This window comes from Pseudomonas sp. S5D5, from assembly GCF_003013355.1.
GTDB classification, from domain to species: Bacteria; Pseudomonadota; Gammaproteobacteria; order Pseudomonadales; family Pseudomonadaceae; genus Aquipseudomonas; species Aquipseudomonas aylmerensis.
Genome location: NZ_PTEO01000001.1, coordinates 2,733,740 through 2,752,162 on the forward strand (window position 1 = coordinate 2,733,740; position 18,423 = coordinate 2,752,162).

Annotated in this window: 17 protein-coding genes; 12 read left to right on the plus strand and 5 right to left on the minus strand. The window is 63.5% G+C overall.

The window, feature by feature from the left end; genetic code table 11:
- Positions 1-57 precede the first annotated feature (57 nt).
- Entirely contained in the window at positions 58-1,701 is a 1,644-nt protein-coding gene (locus C9990_RS12890; RefSeq protein ID WP_106803510.1) for a sensor domain-containing diguanylate cyclase, read from the minus strand.
- A gap of 141 nt (positions 1,702-1,842) precedes the next feature.
- On the opposite strand from C9990_RS12890, the gene C9990_RS12895 reads away from it, so the two are divergent.
- The gene (locus C9990_RS12895) at positions 1,843-2,448 is read left to right on the plus strand and encodes a LysE family translocator (protein ID WP_106803511.1); all 606 of its coding nucleotides are present in this window, start codon (positions 1,843-1,845) and stop codon (positions 2,446-2,448) included.
- 440 nt (positions 2,449-2,888) lie between these two features.
- Here the strand turns inward: C9990_RS12895 and C9990_RS12900 are convergent, their stop codons facing one another.
- Complete coding sequence (locus C9990_RS12900) at positions 2,889-4,043, minus strand: DUF1624 domain-containing protein (RefSeq protein ID WP_106805644.1); 1,155 nt, start codon at positions 4,041-4,043, stop codon at positions 2,889-2,891.
- A 132-nt stretch (positions 4,044-4,175) separates the two neighbouring features.
- Between C9990_RS12900 and C9990_RS12905 the strand changes: the two genes are divergently transcribed.
- The 8 genes from C9990_RS12905 (at position 4,176) to C9990_RS12940 (ending at position 12,595) form a co-directional block, all read left to right on the plus strand.
- Complete coding sequence (locus C9990_RS12905; RefSeq protein WP_106803512.1) at positions 4,176-4,673, plus strand: sigma-70 family RNA polymerase sigma factor; 498 nt, start codon at positions 4,176-4,178, stop codon at positions 4,671-4,673.
- Positions 4,670-5,623, plus strand: a complete 954-nt coding sequence (locus C9990_RS12910) for a FecR domain-containing protein (protein WP_106803513.1) — start codon at positions 4,670-4,672, stop codon at positions 5,621-5,623. The genes C9990_RS12905 and C9990_RS12910 overlap by 4 nt, the downstream gene beginning before the upstream one ends.
- 90 nt (positions 5,624-5,713) lie before the next feature.
- Positions 5,714-8,167, plus strand: coding sequence for a TonB-dependent receptor (locus C9990_RS12915; RefSeq protein ID WP_106803514.1), 2,454 nt, complete (start codon positions 5,714-5,716; stop codon positions 8,165-8,167).
- Positions 8,168-8,226: 59 nt separating this feature from the next.
- Complete coding sequence (locus tag C9990_RS12920; protein ID WP_065907601.1) at positions 8,227-8,775, plus strand: DUF924 family protein; 549 nt, start codon at positions 8,227-8,229, stop codon at positions 8,773-8,775.
- A 97-nt stretch (positions 8,776-8,872) separates the two neighbouring features.
- Positions 8,873-9,505, plus strand: coding sequence for a glutathione transferase (gene yfcF, locus C9990_RS12925; protein WP_106803515.1), 633 nt, complete (start codon positions 8,873-8,875; stop codon positions 9,503-9,505).
- Between the two features lie 111 nt (positions 9,506-9,616).
- Entirely contained in the window at positions 9,617-10,348 is a 732-nt protein-coding gene (locus C9990_RS12930) for a GntR family transcriptional regulator (RefSeq protein WP_106803516.1), read from the plus strand.
- 97 nt (positions 10,349-10,445) lie between these two features.
- Complete coding sequence (locus C9990_RS12935) at positions 10,446-11,726, plus strand: MFS transporter (RefSeq protein ID WP_106803517.1); 1,281 nt, start codon at positions 10,446-10,448, stop codon at positions 11,724-11,726.
- 29 nt (positions 11,727-11,755) lie between these two features.
- A complete protein-coding gene (locus C9990_RS12940; protein ID WP_106803518.1) occupies positions 11,756-12,595 on the plus strand; it encodes an amidohydrolase in 840 nt (279 codons plus the stop codon).
- Here C9990_RS12940 and C9990_RS12945 read toward each other — a convergent pair.
- A complete protein-coding gene (locus tag C9990_RS12945) occupies positions 12,572-12,835 on the minus strand; it encodes a hypothetical protein (protein WP_065907610.1) in 264 nt (87 codons plus the stop codon). The genes C9990_RS12940 and C9990_RS12945 overlap by 24 nt on opposite strands.
- A 131-nt stretch (positions 12,836-12,966) precedes the next feature.
- Here C9990_RS12945 and C9990_RS12950 point away from each other — a divergent pair, with 131 nt between their 5' ends.
- Positions 12,967-13,611, plus strand: coding sequence for an ATPase (locus C9990_RS12950; RefSeq protein WP_065907612.1), 645 nt, complete (start codon positions 12,967-12,969; stop codon positions 13,609-13,611).
- A 34-nt stretch (positions 13,612-13,645) separates the two neighbouring features.
- Positions 13,646-13,987, plus strand: coding sequence for a hypothetical protein (locus tag C9990_RS12955; protein WP_065907613.1), 342 nt, complete (start codon positions 13,646-13,648; stop codon positions 13,985-13,987).
- A 1,216-nt stretch (positions 13,988-15,203) separates the two neighbouring features.
- On the opposite strand, the gene C9990_RS12960 is transcribed toward C9990_RS12955, so the two are convergent.
- The gene (locus C9990_RS12960; RefSeq protein WP_106803519.1) at positions 15,204-15,950 is read right to left on the minus strand and encodes a creatininase family protein; all 747 of its coding nucleotides are present in this window, start codon (positions 15,948-15,950) and stop codon (positions 15,204-15,206) included.
- A gap of 29 nt (positions 15,951-15,979) precedes the next feature.
- The gene (locus C9990_RS12965) at positions 15,980-16,693 is read right to left on the minus strand and encodes a murein L,D-transpeptidase catalytic domain family protein (protein ID WP_065907619.1); all 714 of its coding nucleotides are present in this window, start codon (positions 16,691-16,693) and stop codon (positions 15,980-15,982) included.
- A gap of 39 nt (positions 16,694-16,732) precedes the next feature.
- Here C9990_RS12965 and C9990_RS12970 point away from each other — a divergent pair, with 39 nt between their 5' ends.
- Positions 16,733-18,334, plus strand: a complete 1,602-nt coding sequence (locus tag C9990_RS12970; RefSeq protein ID WP_106803520.1) for a murein L,D-transpeptidase — start codon at positions 16,733-16,735, stop codon at positions 18,332-18,334.
- Positions 18,335-18,423 lie beyond the last annotated feature (89 nt).

The following is an 18,423-nucleotide window of genomic DNA, read 5'->3' on the forward strand; positions in this document are numbered from 1 at the left end:
GGGGCAGCTGCGCACCCCAGCGGGAGCAAGCTCCCTCGCCACGGTCCCGGACGGGGCTCAGGCCACGCGGTTTCTGCCTGAGCCCTTGGCCTCGTACAAGCGCATGTCCGCACGTTTGAGCAGCGCCAGGGAATCGCGGTCCGAGGGTTCGGCCACACCGACGCCGATGCTCACCGTCACATGGCCGACTGTCGGGAACACGGCGGCTTCCACGGCCGCACGGATTTTTTCAGCGACCACTTCGGGGCTGTCCGGCTCCTCGACTTCGGGCAGCAGCACGGCGAACTCCTCACCGCCGTAGCGCGCGACGAAGTCGGTGGCGCGGGTGGTGTTTTCGATCAGCGCCGCGAGCTGGCACAGCACGTCATCACCGATGGCGTGGCCGTAGGTGTCGTTGACGCGCTTGAAGTAGTCGGCGTCGATCAGCAGCAGCGCGAAGGTACGCCCGGTGCGCTGGAACAGCAGGCTGTTCTCGGCCAGTTTTTCATCGAAGCGACGCCGGTTGAACACGCCGGTCAGGGCGTCGTGGGTCGCCAGTTTGAGCAGGTCGGCGTTGGCCTGGGTGAGGTCGGCGGTGCGTTGGGCCACGGTGGCTTCCAGGGAGGCGTTGGCTTCTTGCAGTTCGCGTTCCTTGGAGAGCAATGATTGCGTCATGCCGGTGAGGGAGCGACCCAATTGGGCGATTTCCAGCACGGGGTGGTCCTGAGGGAAGACCGCGCCGGGCTGGTGGTTCTGCACCTGTTTGGCCGATTTGGCCAGGCGCTCGATCGGGCGGCTGAGGGAGGAGGCCAGGAAGTAGGCGGCGAGCACAAACACGACCGCAGCCAGCAAGCCCAGCACCAGCAATTTGTAGAGCAGGGTGCGCGCCGGTTCCAGCGCTACATCCAGCGGTTGGCGCACCATGATGTACCAGGTCATTTTCGCGTTGGACGGGCTCGGCACGGCGATGGAGGCGGTGACGTAGCCATTGCCGGTCGACCAGCCGGACGCACTGCGCAAGTTGTCTGGCGGCATTTGCTCGCCGGCCAGCAACTCCGGGTAGAGCACCTTGCCATCGAAGTCGACGATCAGCGCCTCGATCTGTGGGATCGCATCTTTTTGCATCACGGCCGAATCGACGATCTGCGTCACCCAGCGCCAGTGCGCATGAGCGCCCAGCACGCCGATGGTTTCGCCTTGTGCGTTGCGAATCGGCGCGGCAAAGTCGATAAAGCGCAACGGCTCGCCACTCGGCGAACCCGGCAACAGCTTGGCCAGCAGCACCGCCTCGTGAGGATCACCGGTGTACTCGCCGCGCAGGCCGGCCTGGAACCACGGGCGCTGCTTCACCGACTGATTGACCAGCAACCCGTTGACCGCCTGGCGCACTTGCCCGTTGGCGTCGGCCACGCCCATCCACGCGTATTCGGCGCGCGACTGGGTGCGCAGCTCCATCAAGGTCAGGATGTCCGGCGCGTCCAGGTCGCCCTTGCGCATGATCGGCGCCTTGCTCAGCAGCGAAACTTCCAACTGGCGTTCACGCAATTGCACCGCCAGCAGCGCCGCCGTCGAGCGGGCCGTGCTCAACAGGGCGTTGCCGCTGGCCTGTTTCATCTGTTCGGTGGCGATATGGCCGACATAGACCCCCACGCTCAATAACGTGAGTAACGACAAACCGGCAAACCACAGGGTCAGGTGACTACGCAGACTGGCTTTGATCATGGGGGGCTTTCGTCGACTGGGCGTTATTACAGGGTAGGCGTAATACCACAGAGCGTGCCAGCACTTGGGACCACAAACGTTCAAGAAGCACGCCAGGGCGGCTCAGTAGACTCGCCTCACTTCTTCTATTGCGGGTTCCCCATGGATATTTTCCTCTACGCCTTCAGCGTCATGTACAGCCCAGGTCCGGTGAATTTCATGGGCCTGAATGCCGGGCTCACCGGCCAGTTCCGGCGCTCCACCGGGTTTTTCATCGGCGTTGGTTGCGCGATGCTGTTGTTGTTCGTGCTGTTTGGCTACACCGGCGAAGCGCTCATCTCCCCGGCGGTGCTGCCGTACATCTCGTTGATTGGCGGGGTGTACACGTTGTACCTCGCCTATCAGGTGTTCAACGCGCGCACCGAAGTTGAAGAGTCTGCAAGCCCTGCGACCAGGACCCTCACGTTCTGGAATGGCCTGGTGATCCAGTTGCTCAACCCGAAGGGCATCATGGCAGTGTTGCCGATCACCAGTGTGATGTTGCCGGCGGCGCACATTACCGGGGCATCCATCGCCGGGGTCTCGGCATTGCTGGCATTCGGGGCGTTTGGTGCGCCGTGGGTGTATGCGCTGCTGGGTGCGGTGCTGGGGCGGCGCATCAATGGGGCGTCGGCCTTCACGCTGTTCAACCGGAGCATGGGCTTGGCGCTGGCGGTGTGCGCGTATTTCATGTTTCACGCGTTCTATGTGCATTTGGTTTCAACGTGAGAATACATCTGGTGCTGAGCCACCGCCTTCGCAGGCAAGCCACACATTAGGCTGTGTTGAGTCAGAGGTATTTGAGTCCGGCCAGGTCGGTGCGTGGTGGCCTGTATGCGTCCACCACACATCTGACTGGCTGAATGCGGTCAAAAATGTGGGAGCTGGCTTGCCTGCGAAAGCGGCGTGTCAGTGAATACATCTGGTGCTGACCCACCGCCTTCGCAGGCAAGCCAGCTCCCACATTAGTCCGTGTTGGGTCAGAGGTATTGGAGTCCGGCGAGGTCGGGCGCCTTGGCTTGTGTGCGTCCACCACACATCTGACTGGCTGAATGCGGTCAAAAATGTGGGAGCTGGCTTGCCTGCGAAAGCGGTGGGTCTGTGGATGCAGCTGGTGCTGACTCACCGCAATCGCAGGCAAGCCAGCTCCTACACTCGGCCGTGTTGAGTCAAAGGTACTTGAGCCAAGCCAAATCCCGCCGCCGGGCTTTCAGTCTGGCGAACCAACGCACTGGCACGTACAACGCCACAGGCAGCACTAACGCGACCAGCCAGATGGCGCCGATGCTGTCGACGCCGAAATAGTTGCCCTGGTTGAGCCCGAACAGCGCCACACCGATGACATAGAGCATTTTCAGCACATAAAGATGCAGCAAGTAGAAGAACATCGGCGCTGCGCCGAAGGTGGCGAGCACGCCGATCCAGCGTTTTTGTCCGGCACGTTCAAACGCCAGTAACAGCAGCAACCCGAGCCCCAGGGTCAGCGCCAGAAACAATAGCGAAGGCGGGTACTTGGTGACGTTGAAAAAGCTCATCAGCGTCCGCACACCGTCGTCATAGGCCTGCCAGGGTTTCTCGCCATAGCCATTGGCCGCGCGCGCCACCACGAATCCCACCAACGCCGCCGCACCGCTCAGCAACAGGTAGCGCTGGCGCAGCGCCGGCTGCAGGGTATTCGCGAACCACGGGCCGAGGCCGTAGCCGAGGGCAATCACGCCGATCCACGGCAGCACCGGATACGTGATCCGCAGGCGCAACGCGTCGCCAACCTCGATCCAACCGCGCTCATGCAGAATCGCCCAGGCGTTTTGCAGCGCCGACCCCGGCGTGAAGTGCAGGCCATCGAGCAGGTTGTGCCCGGCGATGATCACCAGGGCCACCGCGATCAGTAACGGACGCGGCAGCCACACCAGTGCGGCGAGGGCGAGCATGCTCACGCCGATGGCCCAGATCACTTGCATGTAGATCACGCTGGGCGGCAGTTGGAAGGTCCACGCGAAGTTGACCAGGGTGAACTCCAGCACCACCAGGAACAGCCCGCGCTTGAACAGGAACGCCGACACATCGCGCCGGCCCTGGTACTTCTGGCCGTACAGCCACGCGGATAAACCCGTGAGCAGCACAAACACCGGCGCACACAGGTGGGCGAGGGTGCGGCTCACGAACAACGCGGGTTCGGTGCTGTCGATGTTCATCGGGTCGCTGACCTGGCGGTGCAGCAGGAAGGTTTCGCGCACGTGGTCGAGCAGCATGAACAGGATGACCAGGCCGCGCAGGGCGTCTATGGCCAGCAGGCGTGGGCGTTGGGGAACAGCGTCGGTCATGGGCGGCATCACAGGGCAGGCGGGCGAGGAGCGTTATCCTATAACATTAATTTGCGCGTTGCCGTGCTTCGTCGTGCAGATTAGAATGCGATCAATTCTTAATTACTCCTTGGCCCCGCGCCGGTGACTCGCATGTCGTCCCCCCTCAATCTGCCTATCCAGGACCTGTACTGCGAACACCACGGATGGTTGTACCGCTGGCTCGACCGCAAGCTAGGCAACGCCAGCGACGCGGCCGACCTGGCCCACGATACCTTCATGCGCCTGCTCACCCGCCAGCCCGGCAACGGTTTTGGCAGCGAGCCGCGTGCGTTGCTCACGCATATCGCCAAGGGCCTGATGATCGACAGTTGGCGCCGCCAGGAAGTCGAGCGCGCCTACCTTGAGACCATTGCCCACCTGCCCGAGCAGGAAGTGCCGTCGCCGGAAACCCGCTGGCTGATCCTTGAAGCGCTGTACCGCATCGAAGCCATGCTGCGCGACCTGCCCGACAATACCCGCCAGGCCTTCCTGATGTCGCAGATCGACGGTTTGACCTACGCGCAGATCGCCGAGCACCTGCAGGTGTCGCTGGTGTCGGTCAAACGCTACATGCGCGATGCATTTCTCGCCTGCCTGAGCGTGGCATGAGCCCGTCGATCGACCCGCTGATCCTCGGCGAGGCCGCTGACTGGATGGTGCAGTTGCAGTCCGGCAGCGCCACCGACGAGGATCGTCGCGCCATCGCCCAATGGCAGTGCCGCAGCGCGCAGCACGCCCAGGCCTGGCAGCGGGCGGAAGCGATCCTCGGCGACTTCAACAGCGTGCCCGGCGCGATTGCCGGCGACACCCTCAAGCGCATCGGCCGCAAGAAAGCCCTGGGTCGGCGCCAGGCCCTCGGGCTGTTGCTGCTGGCGGGGCCGGCGAGCTGGTTGGCCTGGCAGCACAAGCCCTGGCAGGCCTGGACCGCCGACCAGCACACCGCCATCGGCGAGCAGCGCAACCTCACGTTACCGGATGGCACGCGCCTGCTGATCAACACCGCCAGCTCGCTGAATATCGTCTTTACCGATCAGGTGCGGCGCATCGAATTGCTGCAAGGCGAAGTGCTGATTACCACCGCCAAGGACCCGGCGCCGACGCACCGTCCGTTCAGCGTGCAGACCCCTCACGGCAGCGCGCGGGCGCTGGGGACGCATTTCAGTGTGCGGGTCGGGGAGCAGAGCAGCCGCGTGGCGGTGATCGACGGCGCAGTGGAAATGCTGCCGCTGCATGCCAGCCGGGGGCTGATCCTCAAGGCCGGCGAACAGAGCGCGTTCGGCAGTGACAGCGTGGCGGCGGTGGCGCCGCTGGAGGCGGGCGCAGTGACCTGGGAAAACGGCATGTTGCTGGCCCAGCAGATGCGCCTGGCGGATTTGCTCGAGGAGCTGGGCCGCTACCGGCAGGGCGTGTTGCGCTGTCACGCCAGTGTGGCCGGGTTGAGCGTGTCCGGCGCGTTCCCGCTGCGCGACACCGATGCCAGCCTGCGCCTGTTGCAGGACACGTTGCCGGTCAAGGTCAGCAGCCTGACCGGTTACTGGGTCACTGTTGAGCCACGCTGAAACTTTTTTGCCTGTTCGCTGACACCTTTTTCGTTGTCGTGCGGTGTAGGGGAGAACCCTCAACTTTGCACCGCGCCGACAGGAATGCCCATGACCTTCACATCGCACCCCATCCGCCCCTTGCAGGCCTTGAGCCTGGCCGTCGCGCTCGCGGCCATCGCACCGCTGCACAGCGCCGTGGCCGCCGAGCCGGCAAGCAGCGCGGCGCGCAGCTACAACCTCGGCGCCGGGCCGTTGGGCAATGTGCTGGCGCAGTTTGCGGCGTTGTCCGGCGTGCCGTTGTCGTTCGACTCCAAGCTGCTCAATGACCAGCACAGCGCAGGCCTGCAAGGCAGTTACACCGCGCAGTCGGGCTTTATGCAGTTGCTGCAGGGCAGCGGCTATACCCTGCAGAGCACCGGCGCGAATGGCTACACCGTGGTGCCCCAGGCCAACGGCGATGCGGTGGAGCTGGGCGCTACCACCATCAGCGGCGAGGGCGGGGCGCAGGCGGACACCTACGGCGGTGGCCAGGTCGCGCGTTCGGCGCGATTGGGCGTGTTGGGCAATCGTTCGATCAACGATGTGCCGTTCAGCGTGGTCAGCTACACCGCCAAGACCATCGCCGACCAGCAGGCGCGCACCGTGGGCGATGTGCTGCTCAATGATGCGTCGGTGCGCCAGTCTTCCGGGTTCGGCAACTTCTCCCAGGTGTTCACCATCCGTGGCTTGCCGTTGAACACCGATGACATTGCCTTCAATGGCCTGTACGGCGTGCTGCCGCGGCAAATCATCACCACCGAGGCGCTGGAGCGCGTCGAGCTGTTCAAGGGCCCCAACGCCTTCGTCAACGGCGTGTCGCCGGCTGGCAGCGGCATTGGCGGCAGCGTCAACCTGGTGCCCAAGCGCGCCGAAGACATCGCCACGCGCAGCGTCACCCTCGACACCACCACCGATGGCCAGGCCGGCGGCCACCTCGACGTGGGCCAGCGCTTTGGTGAAGACAACCGCTTTGGCGCGCGGCTCAACCTGGCCCGGCATGGCGGCGATACTGCCATCGAGGATGAATTCAAAAGCTCGCAACTGGTGGCCGTGGCCCTGGATTACCGGGGTGATCGCCTGCGCCTGTCCACCGACTTCGGCTACCAGAAAGAACGCATCAACAATGGCCGCTCGGTGGTGTACCCCAATGGCACCAAAGTGCCGAAGGCGCCTTCGGCCAAGGACAACTATGCGCAGGACTGGAGCTGGTCGGAGCTGGAAGACACCTACGGCATGTTCAATGCCGAGTACGACCTGACTGAAAACTGGACCGCCTATGTCGGCGGCGGTGCCAAGCACACGCGCGAGAATGGCCAGTATTCATCGTTGTACGTGGGCAATGACGGCAGCGGCCGCGTCGGCTTCCTGTACTCACCCCATGATGAAGACAACAAGAGCGCCATGGCCGGCCTCAACGGGCATTTCAACACTGGGCCGGTGACCCATCAGGTCAATCTCGGGTTGTCTGGCATCTGGGGTGAGCAGCGTTCGGCGTTCGAGGCGATCCTGCAGGCCAACCGTCGGCCGGGCAATCTGTACAACCCGACCCAGGTGCCTCGCCCGACCGTCACTTACTTCGGCAGCGACATTCACGACCCGCGTGTCGTCGGCAAGAACCGTATCAAGAGCGCCGCCGTTTCGGACACGCTCGGCTTCATCGACGACCGCGTGCTGTTGACCGTCGGCGTGCGTCGCCAGACCATCGAAGTGGATGGCTGGAACACCGCCAGCGGCGCACGCACCGCGAACTATGGCGAGTCCATCACCACGCCGGTGTATGGGCTGGTCGTCAAGCCGTGGGAGCACGTGTCGTTGTATGCCAACCGGATCGAAGGGCTGGCCCAGGGGCCCACGGTGCCGACGGCGGTCGACATCACCAACAGCGGCGACGTGTTCCCGCCGAGTCGCAGCAAACAGACCGAGGCCGGGGTCAAGCTCGATTGGGACAACTACGGTGCGACCCTCGGCGTCTACCGCATCGAACAGCCCAACAGCGCGACCAACAACAACCCCAACAGTGTGACGCCGCAGTTCCCCAACGGCACCCGCACGTTCAATGTCGACGGCGAGCAAATCAACAAAGGCGTCGAGTTGAACGTGTTCGGCGAGCCCATCGACGGCCTGCGCCTGCTGGCGGGTGCCACGTGGATGCACACTGAATTGCAGAACACCTCCAACGGCGCCACCGATGGCAACCGCGCCGCCGGCGTGCCGCGCTTCCAGTTCAACCTGGGTGCCGACTGGGACATCCCGGGCCTCCAGGGCGCCGCCGTCAACGCACGGCTGCTGCGCACCGGCGGGGAATACGTCAACGCCACCAACACCCTGAACATCCCGGCCTGGACCCGCGTCGACCTCGGCGCCCGCTATGGCTTCAAGGCTGACGACAAGTACGTCACCCTGCGCGCCAACGTCGAGAACGTGGCGAACAAGGCGTACTGGGCTTCCGCATCGACGGCCAACAACTACCTGACCCAGGGCGAGCCGCGCACGATCAAGCTGTCGGCCACGGTGGACTTCTAAGCGCCCACTACGGTCCACTGTAGGTGCCGGCCAACCGGCGCCTACAGGAGATAGCCACCGTGAGTACGACCGAACACACGCCGCAGTCCGTCATCGATTTCTGGCAGCACGCCGGCCCCAAGCGCTGGTTCGCCAAGGACGACGGGTTTGACGCAAGCTTTCGCGACACCTTCCACGCCACCCACTTGCAAGCGGCCCGGCGTGAGCTGGAAGGCTGGCTGGACACGGCTGACGGTGCGCTGGCGCTGTTGATCCTGCTCGACCAATATCCACGCAATGCGTTTCGCGGGACCGCGCACATGTTCGCCACCGACCCGCTGGCGCGCCTGTATGCCCGGCGCATGGTCGATGCCGGCCTCGATCAGCAGGTGGACCTCGCGTTGCGTGCGTTCTGCTACCTGCCGTTTGAGCACTCGGAGGATGCGGCTGACCAGCAACGCTCTGTGGCGCTCAACGCGGCGTTGGACGCCAACACCTACCGCTGGGCCAAGGAACACGCGCGCATCATCGAGCGCTTCGGGCGGTTTCCGCACCGCAACGACGTGTTGGCCAGGCTCACCACACCCGACGAGCGCAGCTTTCTGGAGGAGGGCGGGTTCGCCGGCTGAGCGGCTATTCCCGCGAGGAATGCCCCCATAAAAACAGCGCATTGTCTTTCTCGGCGGACATCTCGTAGCGTGGGGTTTCACCCAAGGAGACCCTGCCATGCACCAGCCCCCGTTGCGCCTCTATGTTGATTCGCTCTACACCAGCCCCTACGCGATGTCGGTGTTCGTCGCCCTGCGCGAAAAGGGCCTGGGCTTCGATGTGGTGACCCTGGACCTGGACGCCGCGCAAAATCGCACCGCCGATTTCGCCCAACTGTCCCTGACCCAGCGCGTGCCCACGCTGGTGCACGGCGATTTTGCGCTGTCGGAGTCGTCAGCGATCACCGAGTACCTGGAGCACCTTTACCCGGACACGCCGGTGTATCCGGTCGAGCCAAGGCAGCGGGCACGGGCGCGTCAGGTGCAGGCGTGGCTGCGCAGCGACTTGCTGCCGATCCGCCAGGAGCGTTCGACGCTGGTGGTGTTCTGCGGGCAGACAATGCCGCCGCTGTCGCCGGCGGCCGAGATCGCGGCAGGTACGTTGATCAGTGCGGCGCAGGCGCTGCTGGCGGGTAACCCGGAGTACCTGTTCGGCGCGTGGTCGATTGTCGATGTGGACCTGGCGGTGATGCTCAATCGCCTGATTCTCAACGGCGACAGCGTGCCCGCCGGGCTGGTTGATTACGCGCAGCGCCAGTGGGCGCGGCCGTCTGTGCAGGAATGGGTCAACCTGCCACGCCCTGCGCTTTAAGCCACCATTCATCCCCCGCCTGCGGTGGCGCCCTTGACAGGCGTCACCCGCGCGGCAAATACTCTCGCCATATTCATATATATGACTAAATAACAAAGTGAATGTGGCCCCATGAATACGCTCTCCAGTGATGCCCGTCTGCCGCTCTATCAACGCCTGCGCGACCATCTGGTCGAACAGATCGCCAACAATCGCTGGCGCCCTGGCGAAGCGATTCCCACCGAAGCGGTGCTGTCCGCCGAATACGAGATCTCCACGGGCACCGTGCGCAAGGCGGTGGATGCGCTGGTGAGCGAGGGCATCCTTGAGCGCCAGCAGGGCCGTGGCACGTTCGTCCGCCGCCCGCAATTCCAGTCGTCGCTGTTTCGCTTCTTCCGTTTCCAAGGCCCCTCGGGCGAACGCCAGGTGCCCGAGAGCCGCATCCTCACGGTGGAATCCGTGACTGCGCCGTCGGCGGTCAGCGAGGCCCTCGGCCTGAAAGCCGAAGCCCAGGTGATTCGTATCGTGCGTACCCGTCTGCTGGACGTGCAGCCGTTGCTGGCGGAAGAGATCTGGCTGCCGCGCAAGCGCTTCCAGGCGTTGCTCGACATCGACTTGTCAGCCCAGGGGCCGTTGCTCTACCCAGTGTATGAAAGCGTCTGTGGACAAGTAGTGGCCTCGGCCGAGGAGACCCTTACCGCCGAGTCGGTCAACGAGGTGTACGCGCGGCTGTTGCAGGTGCCGGTCAACAGCCCGGTGGTGGTGATCGAGCGCCTGGCCCGCGATTACGCCGGGCAGCCGCTGGAGTGGCGCCGCTCGCGCGGGCACGCCGAGCACTTCCGATACCGCGTGGATATCCGCTGACGCACCACCCGTAGTTTCACGTGTTTGCCAACACTGGCCTTGCAACGGCGCGGTTCGTGCTCGGCTGCCTCGCGTTTGACCTATAAGGATAAAAATCATGTTCAGTTGGTATCGCCAAGTCACTCCTCGGGAGCGCAAAACGTTCTGGGCCTGCTTCGGCGGATGGTCCCTCGATGCATTGGAAGTGCAAATGTTCGGCCTGGCGATCCCGGCCCTGATCGCCGCGTTCGCCTTGAGCAAGGGCGATGCCGGGCTGATCAGCGGGGTCACGCTGGTCACCTCGGCCATCGGTGGTTGGGTCGGCGGCACCTTGTCCGACCGCTACGGCCGGGTGCGCACTTTGCAGTGGATGATCCTGTGGTTCTCGTTCTTCACGTTTATCTCGGCGTTTGTCACCGGCTTCCACCAGTTGCTGATCGTCAAGGCCCTGCAGGGCTTCGGCATCGGTGGTGAGTGGGCGGCGGGCGCGGTGTTGATGGCCGAGACCATCAACCCCAAGTATCGCGGCAAGGTCATGGGCACCGTGCAAAGCGCCTGGGCCGTGGGCTGGGGCGTGGCGGTCGGGGTGTTCGCGCTGATCTATTCGTTTGTGCCGCAGGACATGGCCTGGCGTGTGATGTTCGTGGTGGGCCTGCTGCCGTCGTTCCTGATCATCTGGGTGCGCCGCAATGTGGAAGAGCCCGACAGCTTCCAGCGCCTGCAAAAAGAGCAGGTCATCCCGCAGAGCTTCTTCAAGTCGCTGGCCGGGATTTTTCGCCCCGAGCTGATCCGCGTCACGCTGTTTGGCGGCCTGCTGGGCCTGGGCGCCCATGGCGGTTACCACGCGGTGATGACCTGGCTGCCGACCTTCCTCAAGACCGAGCGCAACCTGTCGGTGCTCAACTCGGGTGGCTACCTGGCGGTGATCATTTTTGCGTTCTGGTGTGGCTGCGTGGTCAGTGGCTTACTGATCGACCGCATCGGCCGGCGCAAGAACATCGTGCTGTTCGCGCTGTGCTGCGTGGTCACCGTGCAGGCCTATGTGTTCCTGCCGCTGACCAATACGCAGATGCTGTTCCTCGGCTTCCCGCTGGGCTTCTTCGCCGCCGGCATTCCGGCCAGCCTGGGGGCGTTGTTCAACGAGCTGTACCCGGCGGATGTGCGCGGTGCCGGCGTGGGCTTTTGCTACAACTTCGGGCGTGTGCTGTCGGCGGTGTTCCCGTTCCTGGTGGGGCACATGAGCGACTCGATGTCGCTGGGCTCGGCCATCGGCATTGATGCCGGGATTGCCTACGGGGTCGCCGTGATTGCCGCCCTGTGCCTGCCGGAAACCCGTGGCCGCGTGTTGGAAGCGGCGCCGGTCGACAGCATCCCCAGCGGCCAGCGCGCGCAGGCCTGAGACCTATTTACGGATGAAAGACGACCACCATGCTCGATAACTGCTCCACGCCCATCACCGGCATCGATGCCCACGCCCATGTGTTCAGCCAGGCGCTGACCCTGGCCGGTGAGCGGCGCTATACCCCTGGGTACGACGCCACGCTGGGGGATTACCTCAGCCACCTGCACGCCAATGGCCTCAGCCATGGCGTGCTGGTACAACCGAGCTTCCTCGGCACCGACAATCAATACCTGCTCGCGGCCCTGCAGCAGGCGCCCGGTCAGTTGCGTGGGGTGGTCGTCGTAGACCCGGACGTCGGTCGCGATGCTTTACAGGCCATGGCCCGCCTGGGCGTCGTGGGGGTGCGCTTGAACCTGGTGGGGCGTGCGCTGCCGGATTTTGCCGGGCCGGGCTGGAAAGGGTTTTTCGCGCTGATCGCCGAACTCGGCTGGCACGTGGAATTGCACCGCGAGGTGGATGACTTGCCGCAACTGGTTCGGCACTTGATTCCGTTCGGGGTCAAGCTGGTGATTGATCACTTTGGCCGGCCCGATGCCCGGCAAGGGGTTGAGCAACGTGGGTTTGCCGAGTTGCTGGAGCTGGGACTCAGCGGCCACCTGTGGCTGAAAGTCTCGGGTATCTACCGCCTGGCCGGCACGCCCGCGCAGAACCTGGCGTTTGCGCGCGAGGCCATGCCGCTGCTGCTGCAAAGTTTCGGTCGGCATCGGCTGGTGTGGGGCAGTGACTGGCCGCACACCCAACATGAAGCGTCCACGGTCTATGCCAGTGTGGTTGAGCAGCGCCAGGCCCTGGGCTGTTCGGCGCAGGTCGAGCAGGCGTTGCTGGTCGATACGCCGAGCCGCTTATTCGGCTTCCACCACCCGTAGCCAGGCCTGCTCCACGCGGCGGTCGAGGTCTTCCCAATCCGCCATGCCCAGTACCCGTGTAGTGTTCAATCCGCGCAGATAGCCGCGCAGTTGCTGGGCGCTGGCGTTCACCTGCTCGGCATCGGCGGTGTCGTTCTGCAGCACGGTTTCATAGTCGACCAGGTAATCGGCGACCCGCTCGCGAAACTCCGGCAGTACGGCCTCGCGGATGCGGTCGAAGGTTTTCTGGTGGGGCTTCATGGCGTGGTCCTTATAAGTTTTATGTGCGCACTATCGGTTCAGATAATAGTCACCATCAAGCATCGCAAGTTCTGTTTTTACAGGAAAGGCGGAAAATCGCCTCATCAAGACGCTGCTCAAGGAAATGCGCGATGAGGACATTTATCCAACTGGCTTTGATGGCCCTGATGCTGGGCACTGTCGTCATGAACACGGCGGCAATCGCCGATGAACTGCCCACAGGCCATTTGCTACCTATCGTCGGTAGCGTAGACTCCCTGCAGCGTGCGCAATCGGTGGGTGTATTGCTGAGCGACAACACCCGCGACAATCTCAGCTACCTTGAACGCTACCACGACATGGCCTTGAATGGCGCCAAGGATGCCCTCGACGGGCGTATCCGCGAGGCGTTCGTCAACAGCTCCGACCCGGAACTGGCCATCGATTGGTTGATGAGCTCGTTGCAAGGCACCTTCCTGTCGGTCACCGTGTACGACAACCTGGATGCCCTGATGCAGGCTCACCCCGATGTGGTGGTGATGCTCGACACCCATAACCAACTGCTGACCCAGCGTAACGACCAGGTCGAGGCGCGTTTTATTGCGCGGTTTTATGACACGAACCTGCAATACATCGCCAAGGCCGAAGGCTCGGTGCACAAACAGCTGCCATCGGTGTGGGTGCACGACAAGGCCGCACCGGAGATTGCTGCGCAGATCGAACAGCAGCGCGATGTACAGCTTGATGCCTTGAAGCAGTTCGATGCATCGCTCAAAGCGTTGATTCGTGCCAGTTGATGTGACCTTTTTTAGTTATTTTCAGGAATTTTTCATGCGCTCTTTTTTCGTCCCGGCCCTGGCCTTTGCTTCCCTGTTACTGGCCGGTTGTGTTTCCGCCCCGAATGCACCCACCCTGACCCTGCAAACCAGCAAGGGCCCAGAAGCCTATGTGCAGTGTGTTGTACCGAAACTTGAAAAACACGGGATCACCTCGACCGTGACGCAAAACTCGCGTCACGCCAAAGTGGTACTCACCAGCAAGATCGCCGCCGATGACGTGCTGGAAGCCTACAAGTCGCAGGATGGCGGCAAAGTGTTCTTGTACGAGCGCAAGCCGCTGGCGTCGACGATCACGCCATCGCGTTTGGAACTTGCCGCGCAGGAATGCAAGTAACTGCCGGCAGCGCATCGCGTGGTGCGGGGATGTGGACGCGCCAACCTTTGAGCGGATTGCACAACCCGGTTCCAACTTGAAATACATTCCCAATGTGGGAGCGGGCTTGCTCGCGAAAGCGGTGGTTCAGTCAATAGTTTCGGTGCTGACCTACCGCCTTCGCGAGCAAGCCCGCTCCCACATTTTTTGATGTGTGCAGGGATCGGGGGTTGGCTGCGAGGCTGAAAGTGTTGGCCAGCCCTTGCCCACACGGGCTTGGGATGGGGCCTGAGACCCCGGGTGTACGCAGATCAAATGTGGGAGCTGGCTTGCCTGCGAAAGCGGTGGATCAGCCAGCGAATGCATCAACTGACCTATCGCCTTCGCGGGCAAGCCCGCTCCCACATTTTTTGATGTGTGCAGGGATCGGGGGGTGGCTGCGAGGCTGAAAGTGCTGGCCAGCCCTTGCCCACAGGGGGTTGGGATGGGGCCTGAGACCGCGGGTGTACGCAGATCAAATGTGGGAGCTGGCTTGCCTGCGAAAGCGGTGGATCAGCCAGCGAATGCATCAACTGGCACACCGCCTTCGCGAGCAAGCCCGCTCCCACATTTTTTGATGTGTGCAGGGATCGGGGGTTGGCTGCGAGGCTGAAAGTGTTGGTCAGCCCTTGCCCACAGGGGGTTGGGATGGGGCCTGAGACCCCGGGTGTACGCAGATCAAATGTGGTAGCTGGCTTGCCTGCGAAAGCGGTGGATCAGCCAGCGAATGCATCAACTGACACTCCGCCTTCGCGAGCAAGCCCGCTCCCACATTTTTTGATGTGTGCAGGGATCGGGGGTTGGCTGCGAGGCTGAAAGTGCTGGCCAGCCCTTGCCCACAGGGGATTGGGATGGGGCCTGAGACCCCGGGTGTACGCAGATCAAATGTGGGAGCTGGCTTGCCTGCGAAAGCGGTGGATCAGTCGATATTTTCGGTGACTGACACACCGCCTTCGCGAGCAAGCCCGCTCCCACATTTTTTGATGTGTGCAGGGATCGGGGGGTGGCTGCGAGGCTGAAAGTGTTGGCCAGCTCTTGCCCACAGGGGTTTGGGATGGGGCCTGAGACCCCGGGTGTACGCAGATCAAATGTGGGAGCTGGCTTGCCTGCGAAAGCGGTGGATCAGCCAGCGAATGCATCAACTGACGGATCGCCTTCGCGAGCAAGCCCGCTCCCACATTTTTAGTCGGTGCAGGACCTAGGGCTTGGCTTCGTTGCTGAAGGTGCTGACTGTCTTGACCAACCCTTGCGCCGCCAATGCCACCAGTTCACCGCCTTTTTCCACGGTCGCCAGCGCGGGGTCGGAGCCCATGCGTCCGTCGGGGAAGCGTGCGCGGAAGTCGAGGGCTTCGCGGATCGGCCCGGTGTTGGCGATTTGCGGCGAGTAGTCGGCAGACTTGATCGATTCCGGGTACGCCCATTGCGTCACGGCAATCTCCGACGGCGTGGCATGGCTGCCATGGCCCACCGGGAATTGGCGGTGAGCCAACTCGTTGACGCCTTCCAGATCCCACCAGTTCACCAACTTCAGCGCAAACCCGGCGGGGCGACGGCCGAAGCTCGCCTCGGCGTACAGCTCGGAAAACGCCGCTTCAATCGTGGCGATATTGCCGCCATGGCCGTTGAGGAACAGGATCTTTTCGAAACCATGCCCCGCCAGCGAGCGCACCCAGTCGCCAATCGCGGCAATGAAGGTGGAAGGGCGCAGCGAAATGGTGCCGGGGAAGCCCAGGTGATGCTGGGCCATGCCGATATTGAAAGTGGGGCCAATCAGGATGTCGGCGTTTTTCTGCGCCTCATGGGCGATGATTTCCGGACACATCCAGTCGGTGCCGAGCAGGCCGGTTGGGCCATGCTGCTCGTTGGAGCCGATGGGGATCACCACCGTGCGGCTGCGTTCCAGAAACTGTCCGATCTCGATCCAGGTGGATTTGTGTAGCAGCATGCGATGCTCTCTTTTATCTGTGGGACAGGCTATCCGCCACGGATTGTACGACTACTCGCCACCTGTTGGGGTTTGCAATTGAGGTACGTCGAAGACTTCAGCCAGCGCTGGTCGGGGTACCACGAAAACATGAACTGCCCATCCTTGAGCTTATCCACCACCTGGCGTGCCACCTGCGGGCGCACGGCCGGGCAACCCTGGCTGCGGCCGATACGGCCTTCGCGCTTGCTCCACAAGGGGCTGACGTAGTCGGCGGCATGAATCACCAGGGCGCGGTCGCGGGCCTGGTCGTTGAAGCCCGGCTCCAGGCCGTCCATGCGCAGCGAGTAGCCGTGGGCGCCGAGGTAGCTTTCCTGGGTTCGAAACAGGCCCAGGCTAGATTGGTGGCTGCCTTCCTGGTTGGAAAACTGGGTGGCGAAGTTTTCCCCGGACTTGGCACCATGGGCCACCAGGTCGCGCAGTACCAGGGTCTTTTTGCGCAAGTCGAAGATCCACAGCCGACGAGCGGTCGATGGCTGCGAATAGTCAATGACGGCCAGGCGCTCTGAGCGTTCCTCGCCGTTGTTGACCGCGCACTGCACCGCGCTCAGGGCGCTTTTGAGCACAGTGGGATTGAGTTCTGGAGCCGAGCGCGCCAGGCTGCTATACAAGGAAGGAGGATTGCCATTGGCGGCGAGCGCAGTATTGCTCAACGCGGCCAGGCTTACGGCTATCAAACCGAGGCGGCAGAAAAAAGTCAGCATCTACAGTACATCCCCCCACTGTGGATTGGAGCAAAGCCATTGTTCAAAAAACACGCATGTTACTTGAGCATTTGCCTGCTCGTTGCACCATTGGTCGCGACAGCCGATGCGCTGCCGGACGCCGCGTTACCCGTCGCGCCGCCAACGCTGGTCGCCACGGCGCCGGTGCAGCAGGCCTTGGCGCAATTGGCCAGTGTTTGTCCCAGCCTGGCGCCGCAGATCGATGCCGCCGTGCAAGCCCGCCTGCAAGCCTTCTACCAGCAGCAGGGCGATGTGCCTGTGTGGACCGCCGATGAGCGCCGGCAAGCGTTGCACGCTCAGTTGCTGATGCTCGCCGACGATGGCCTGGACCCCACCCACTATAGCCTGCCTGCGGCGGACGCCACGGCTAACGTGCTGTGCAGCGATATCGACAGCAGCCGGCAGTACCTGCAAGCCCTGCAGGATCTGCATTACGGGCGCCTGCAGCAGTCGCGCTTCGAGCCCCTGTGGCACTCGCAGCCGCCGGCCCATGACCCGGATACCGAAGTGCTGGCCTTTGCCGCCGCCGGCCTGCAGGACATGGCCCAGGCCTTCGACCAGGCGCGCCCCAGCGCCGATCTTTATCGCAGCTTGCGCAACGCCTATTCCGCCGTGCGCCAACGACCGTTGCCGCATTGGGACCCGGTCGCCACCGGCCCGCTGCTGCGCCCGGGCATGGAAGACCCGCGCGTGCCCGAACTCGCGCGGCGCCTGTACAGCGGCGGCTACCTGGCCAAGGCACCGACCGGCAGCAGCAGGCAATACCGCGACGAGTTGGTCAAGGCGGTCAAGGCCTTCCAGCTCAGCCACTCGCTGCAGGCCGACGGCGTGATCGGCACCGGCACCGTGGCCGAACTCAACGTCAGCCCGGCCGTGCGCCGCGAACAACTGCGCATCAACCTCGAGCGTTTTCGCTGGCTGGCCCAGGACCTGGAACCCGAAGGCGTGCTCGTCAACGTGGCGGCCGCGCAACTGAGCGTGTACCAGAGCGGCATCCCGGTGTGGCAAACCCGCCTGCAAGTGGGCCGCGCCGAACGCCAGACGCCGCTACTCAAGTCACGCATTACCCGCCTGACCCTCAATCCCACCTGGACCATCCCGCCGACCATCATGCGCGAGGACAAGTTGCCAGCGATCCGCCTCAACCCCGAATACCTGCGCCAGCAGAACCTGCAGGTGCTCGACGCCCAAGGCCACCCGCTGGCGCCCGACCAGGTCGACTGGGCGCGCCCCGGCAATATCCTCCTGCGCCAGGAAGCCGGCCCGCGCAATCCGTTGGGCAAGATCGTGATGCGCTTTCCCAATCCCTACTCGGTGTACCTGCATGACACCCCGAGCCAGCCGCTGTTTACCAAAGGGCCACGGGCGTTCAGTTCGGGGTGCGTGAGGGTCGAGCAGCCGTTGCTGTTGCGCGACCTGCTGGTGAGCCCGGCCGAACGCGCGCGCACCGACGAACTGCTGGCTACCGGCCTGACCCACGAATTCCGCCTGGCCACGCCGGTACCGGTGTTGTTGGGCTACTGGACCGTGCAGGTCGACGGCCAGGGCGACCTGGTCTACGCGCCGGACATCTACGCGCGTGACCCGGTATTGATGAAGGCGATGGGCAGCGTCCTCTAACCCACCCAAACCCTGGCCCCGCCCCCTGGCCCCTGGGCTCCTTGCCCCGCCCCCTGTGGCGAGCGGGCTTGCCCCGCGTTGGGCTGCGC

Excerpts from the sequence above, each read along its gene's own strand:
- C9990_RS12935 (WP_106803517.1), top strand. The coding sequence starts at position 10,446 with ATGTTCAGTTGGTATCGCCAAGTCACTCCTCGGGAGCGCAAAACGTTC.
- C9990_RS12945 (WP_065907610.1), bottom strand. The coding sequence starts at position 12,835 with ATGAAGCCCCACCAGAAAACCTTCGACCGCATCCGCGAGGCCGTACTG.
- C9990_RS12950 (WP_065907612.1), top strand. The coding sequence starts at position 12,967 with ATGAGGACATTTATCCAACTGGCTTTGATGGCCCTGATGCTGGGCACT.
- C9990_RS12960 (WP_106803519.1), bottom strand. The coding sequence starts at position 15,950 with ATGCTGCTACACAAATCCACCTGGATCGAGATCGGACAGTTTCTGGAA.
- C9990_RS12895 (WP_106803511.1), top strand. The coding sequence starts at position 1,843 with ATGGATATTTTCCTCTACGCCTTCAGCGTCATGTACAGCCCAGGTCCG.
- C9990_RS12940 (WP_106803518.1), top strand. The coding sequence starts at position 11,756 with ATGCTCGATAACTGCTCCACGCCCATCACCGGCATCGATGCCCACGCC.
- C9990_RS12905 (WP_106803512.1), top strand. The coding sequence starts at position 4,176 with ATGTCGTCCCCCCTCAATCTGCCTATCCAGGACCTGTACTGCGAACAC.
- C9990_RS12890 (WP_106803510.1), bottom strand. The coding sequence starts at position 1,701 with ATGATCAAAGCCAGTCTGCGTAGTCACCTGACCCTGTGGTTTGCCGGT.
- C9990_RS12900 (WP_106805644.1), bottom strand. The coding sequence starts at position 4,043 with ATGACCGACGCTGTTCCCCAACGCCCACGCCTGCTGGCCATAGACGCC.
- C9990_RS12930 (WP_106803516.1), top strand. The coding sequence starts at position 9,617 with ATGAATACGCTCTCCAGTGATGCCCGTCTGCCGCTCTATCAACGCCTG.
- C9990_RS12910 (WP_106803513.1), top strand. The coding sequence starts at position 4,670 with ATGAGCCCGTCGATCGACCCGCTGATCCTCGGCGAGGCCGCTGACTGG.
- C9990_RS12915 (WP_106803514.1), top strand. The coding sequence starts at position 5,714 with ATGACCTTCACATCGCACCCCATCCGCCCCTTGCAGGCCTTGAGCCTG.
- yfcF (WP_106803515.1), top strand. The coding sequence starts at position 8,873 with ATGCACCAGCCCCCGTTGCGCCTCTATGTTGATTCGCTCTACACCAGC.
- C9990_RS12965 (WP_065907619.1), bottom strand. The coding sequence starts at position 16,693 with ATGCTGACTTTTTTCTGCCGCCTCGGTTTGATAGCCGTAAGCCTGGCC.
- C9990_RS12955 (WP_065907613.1), top strand. The coding sequence starts at position 13,646 with ATGCGCTCTTTTTTCGTCCCGGCCCTGGCCTTTGCTTCCCTGTTACTG.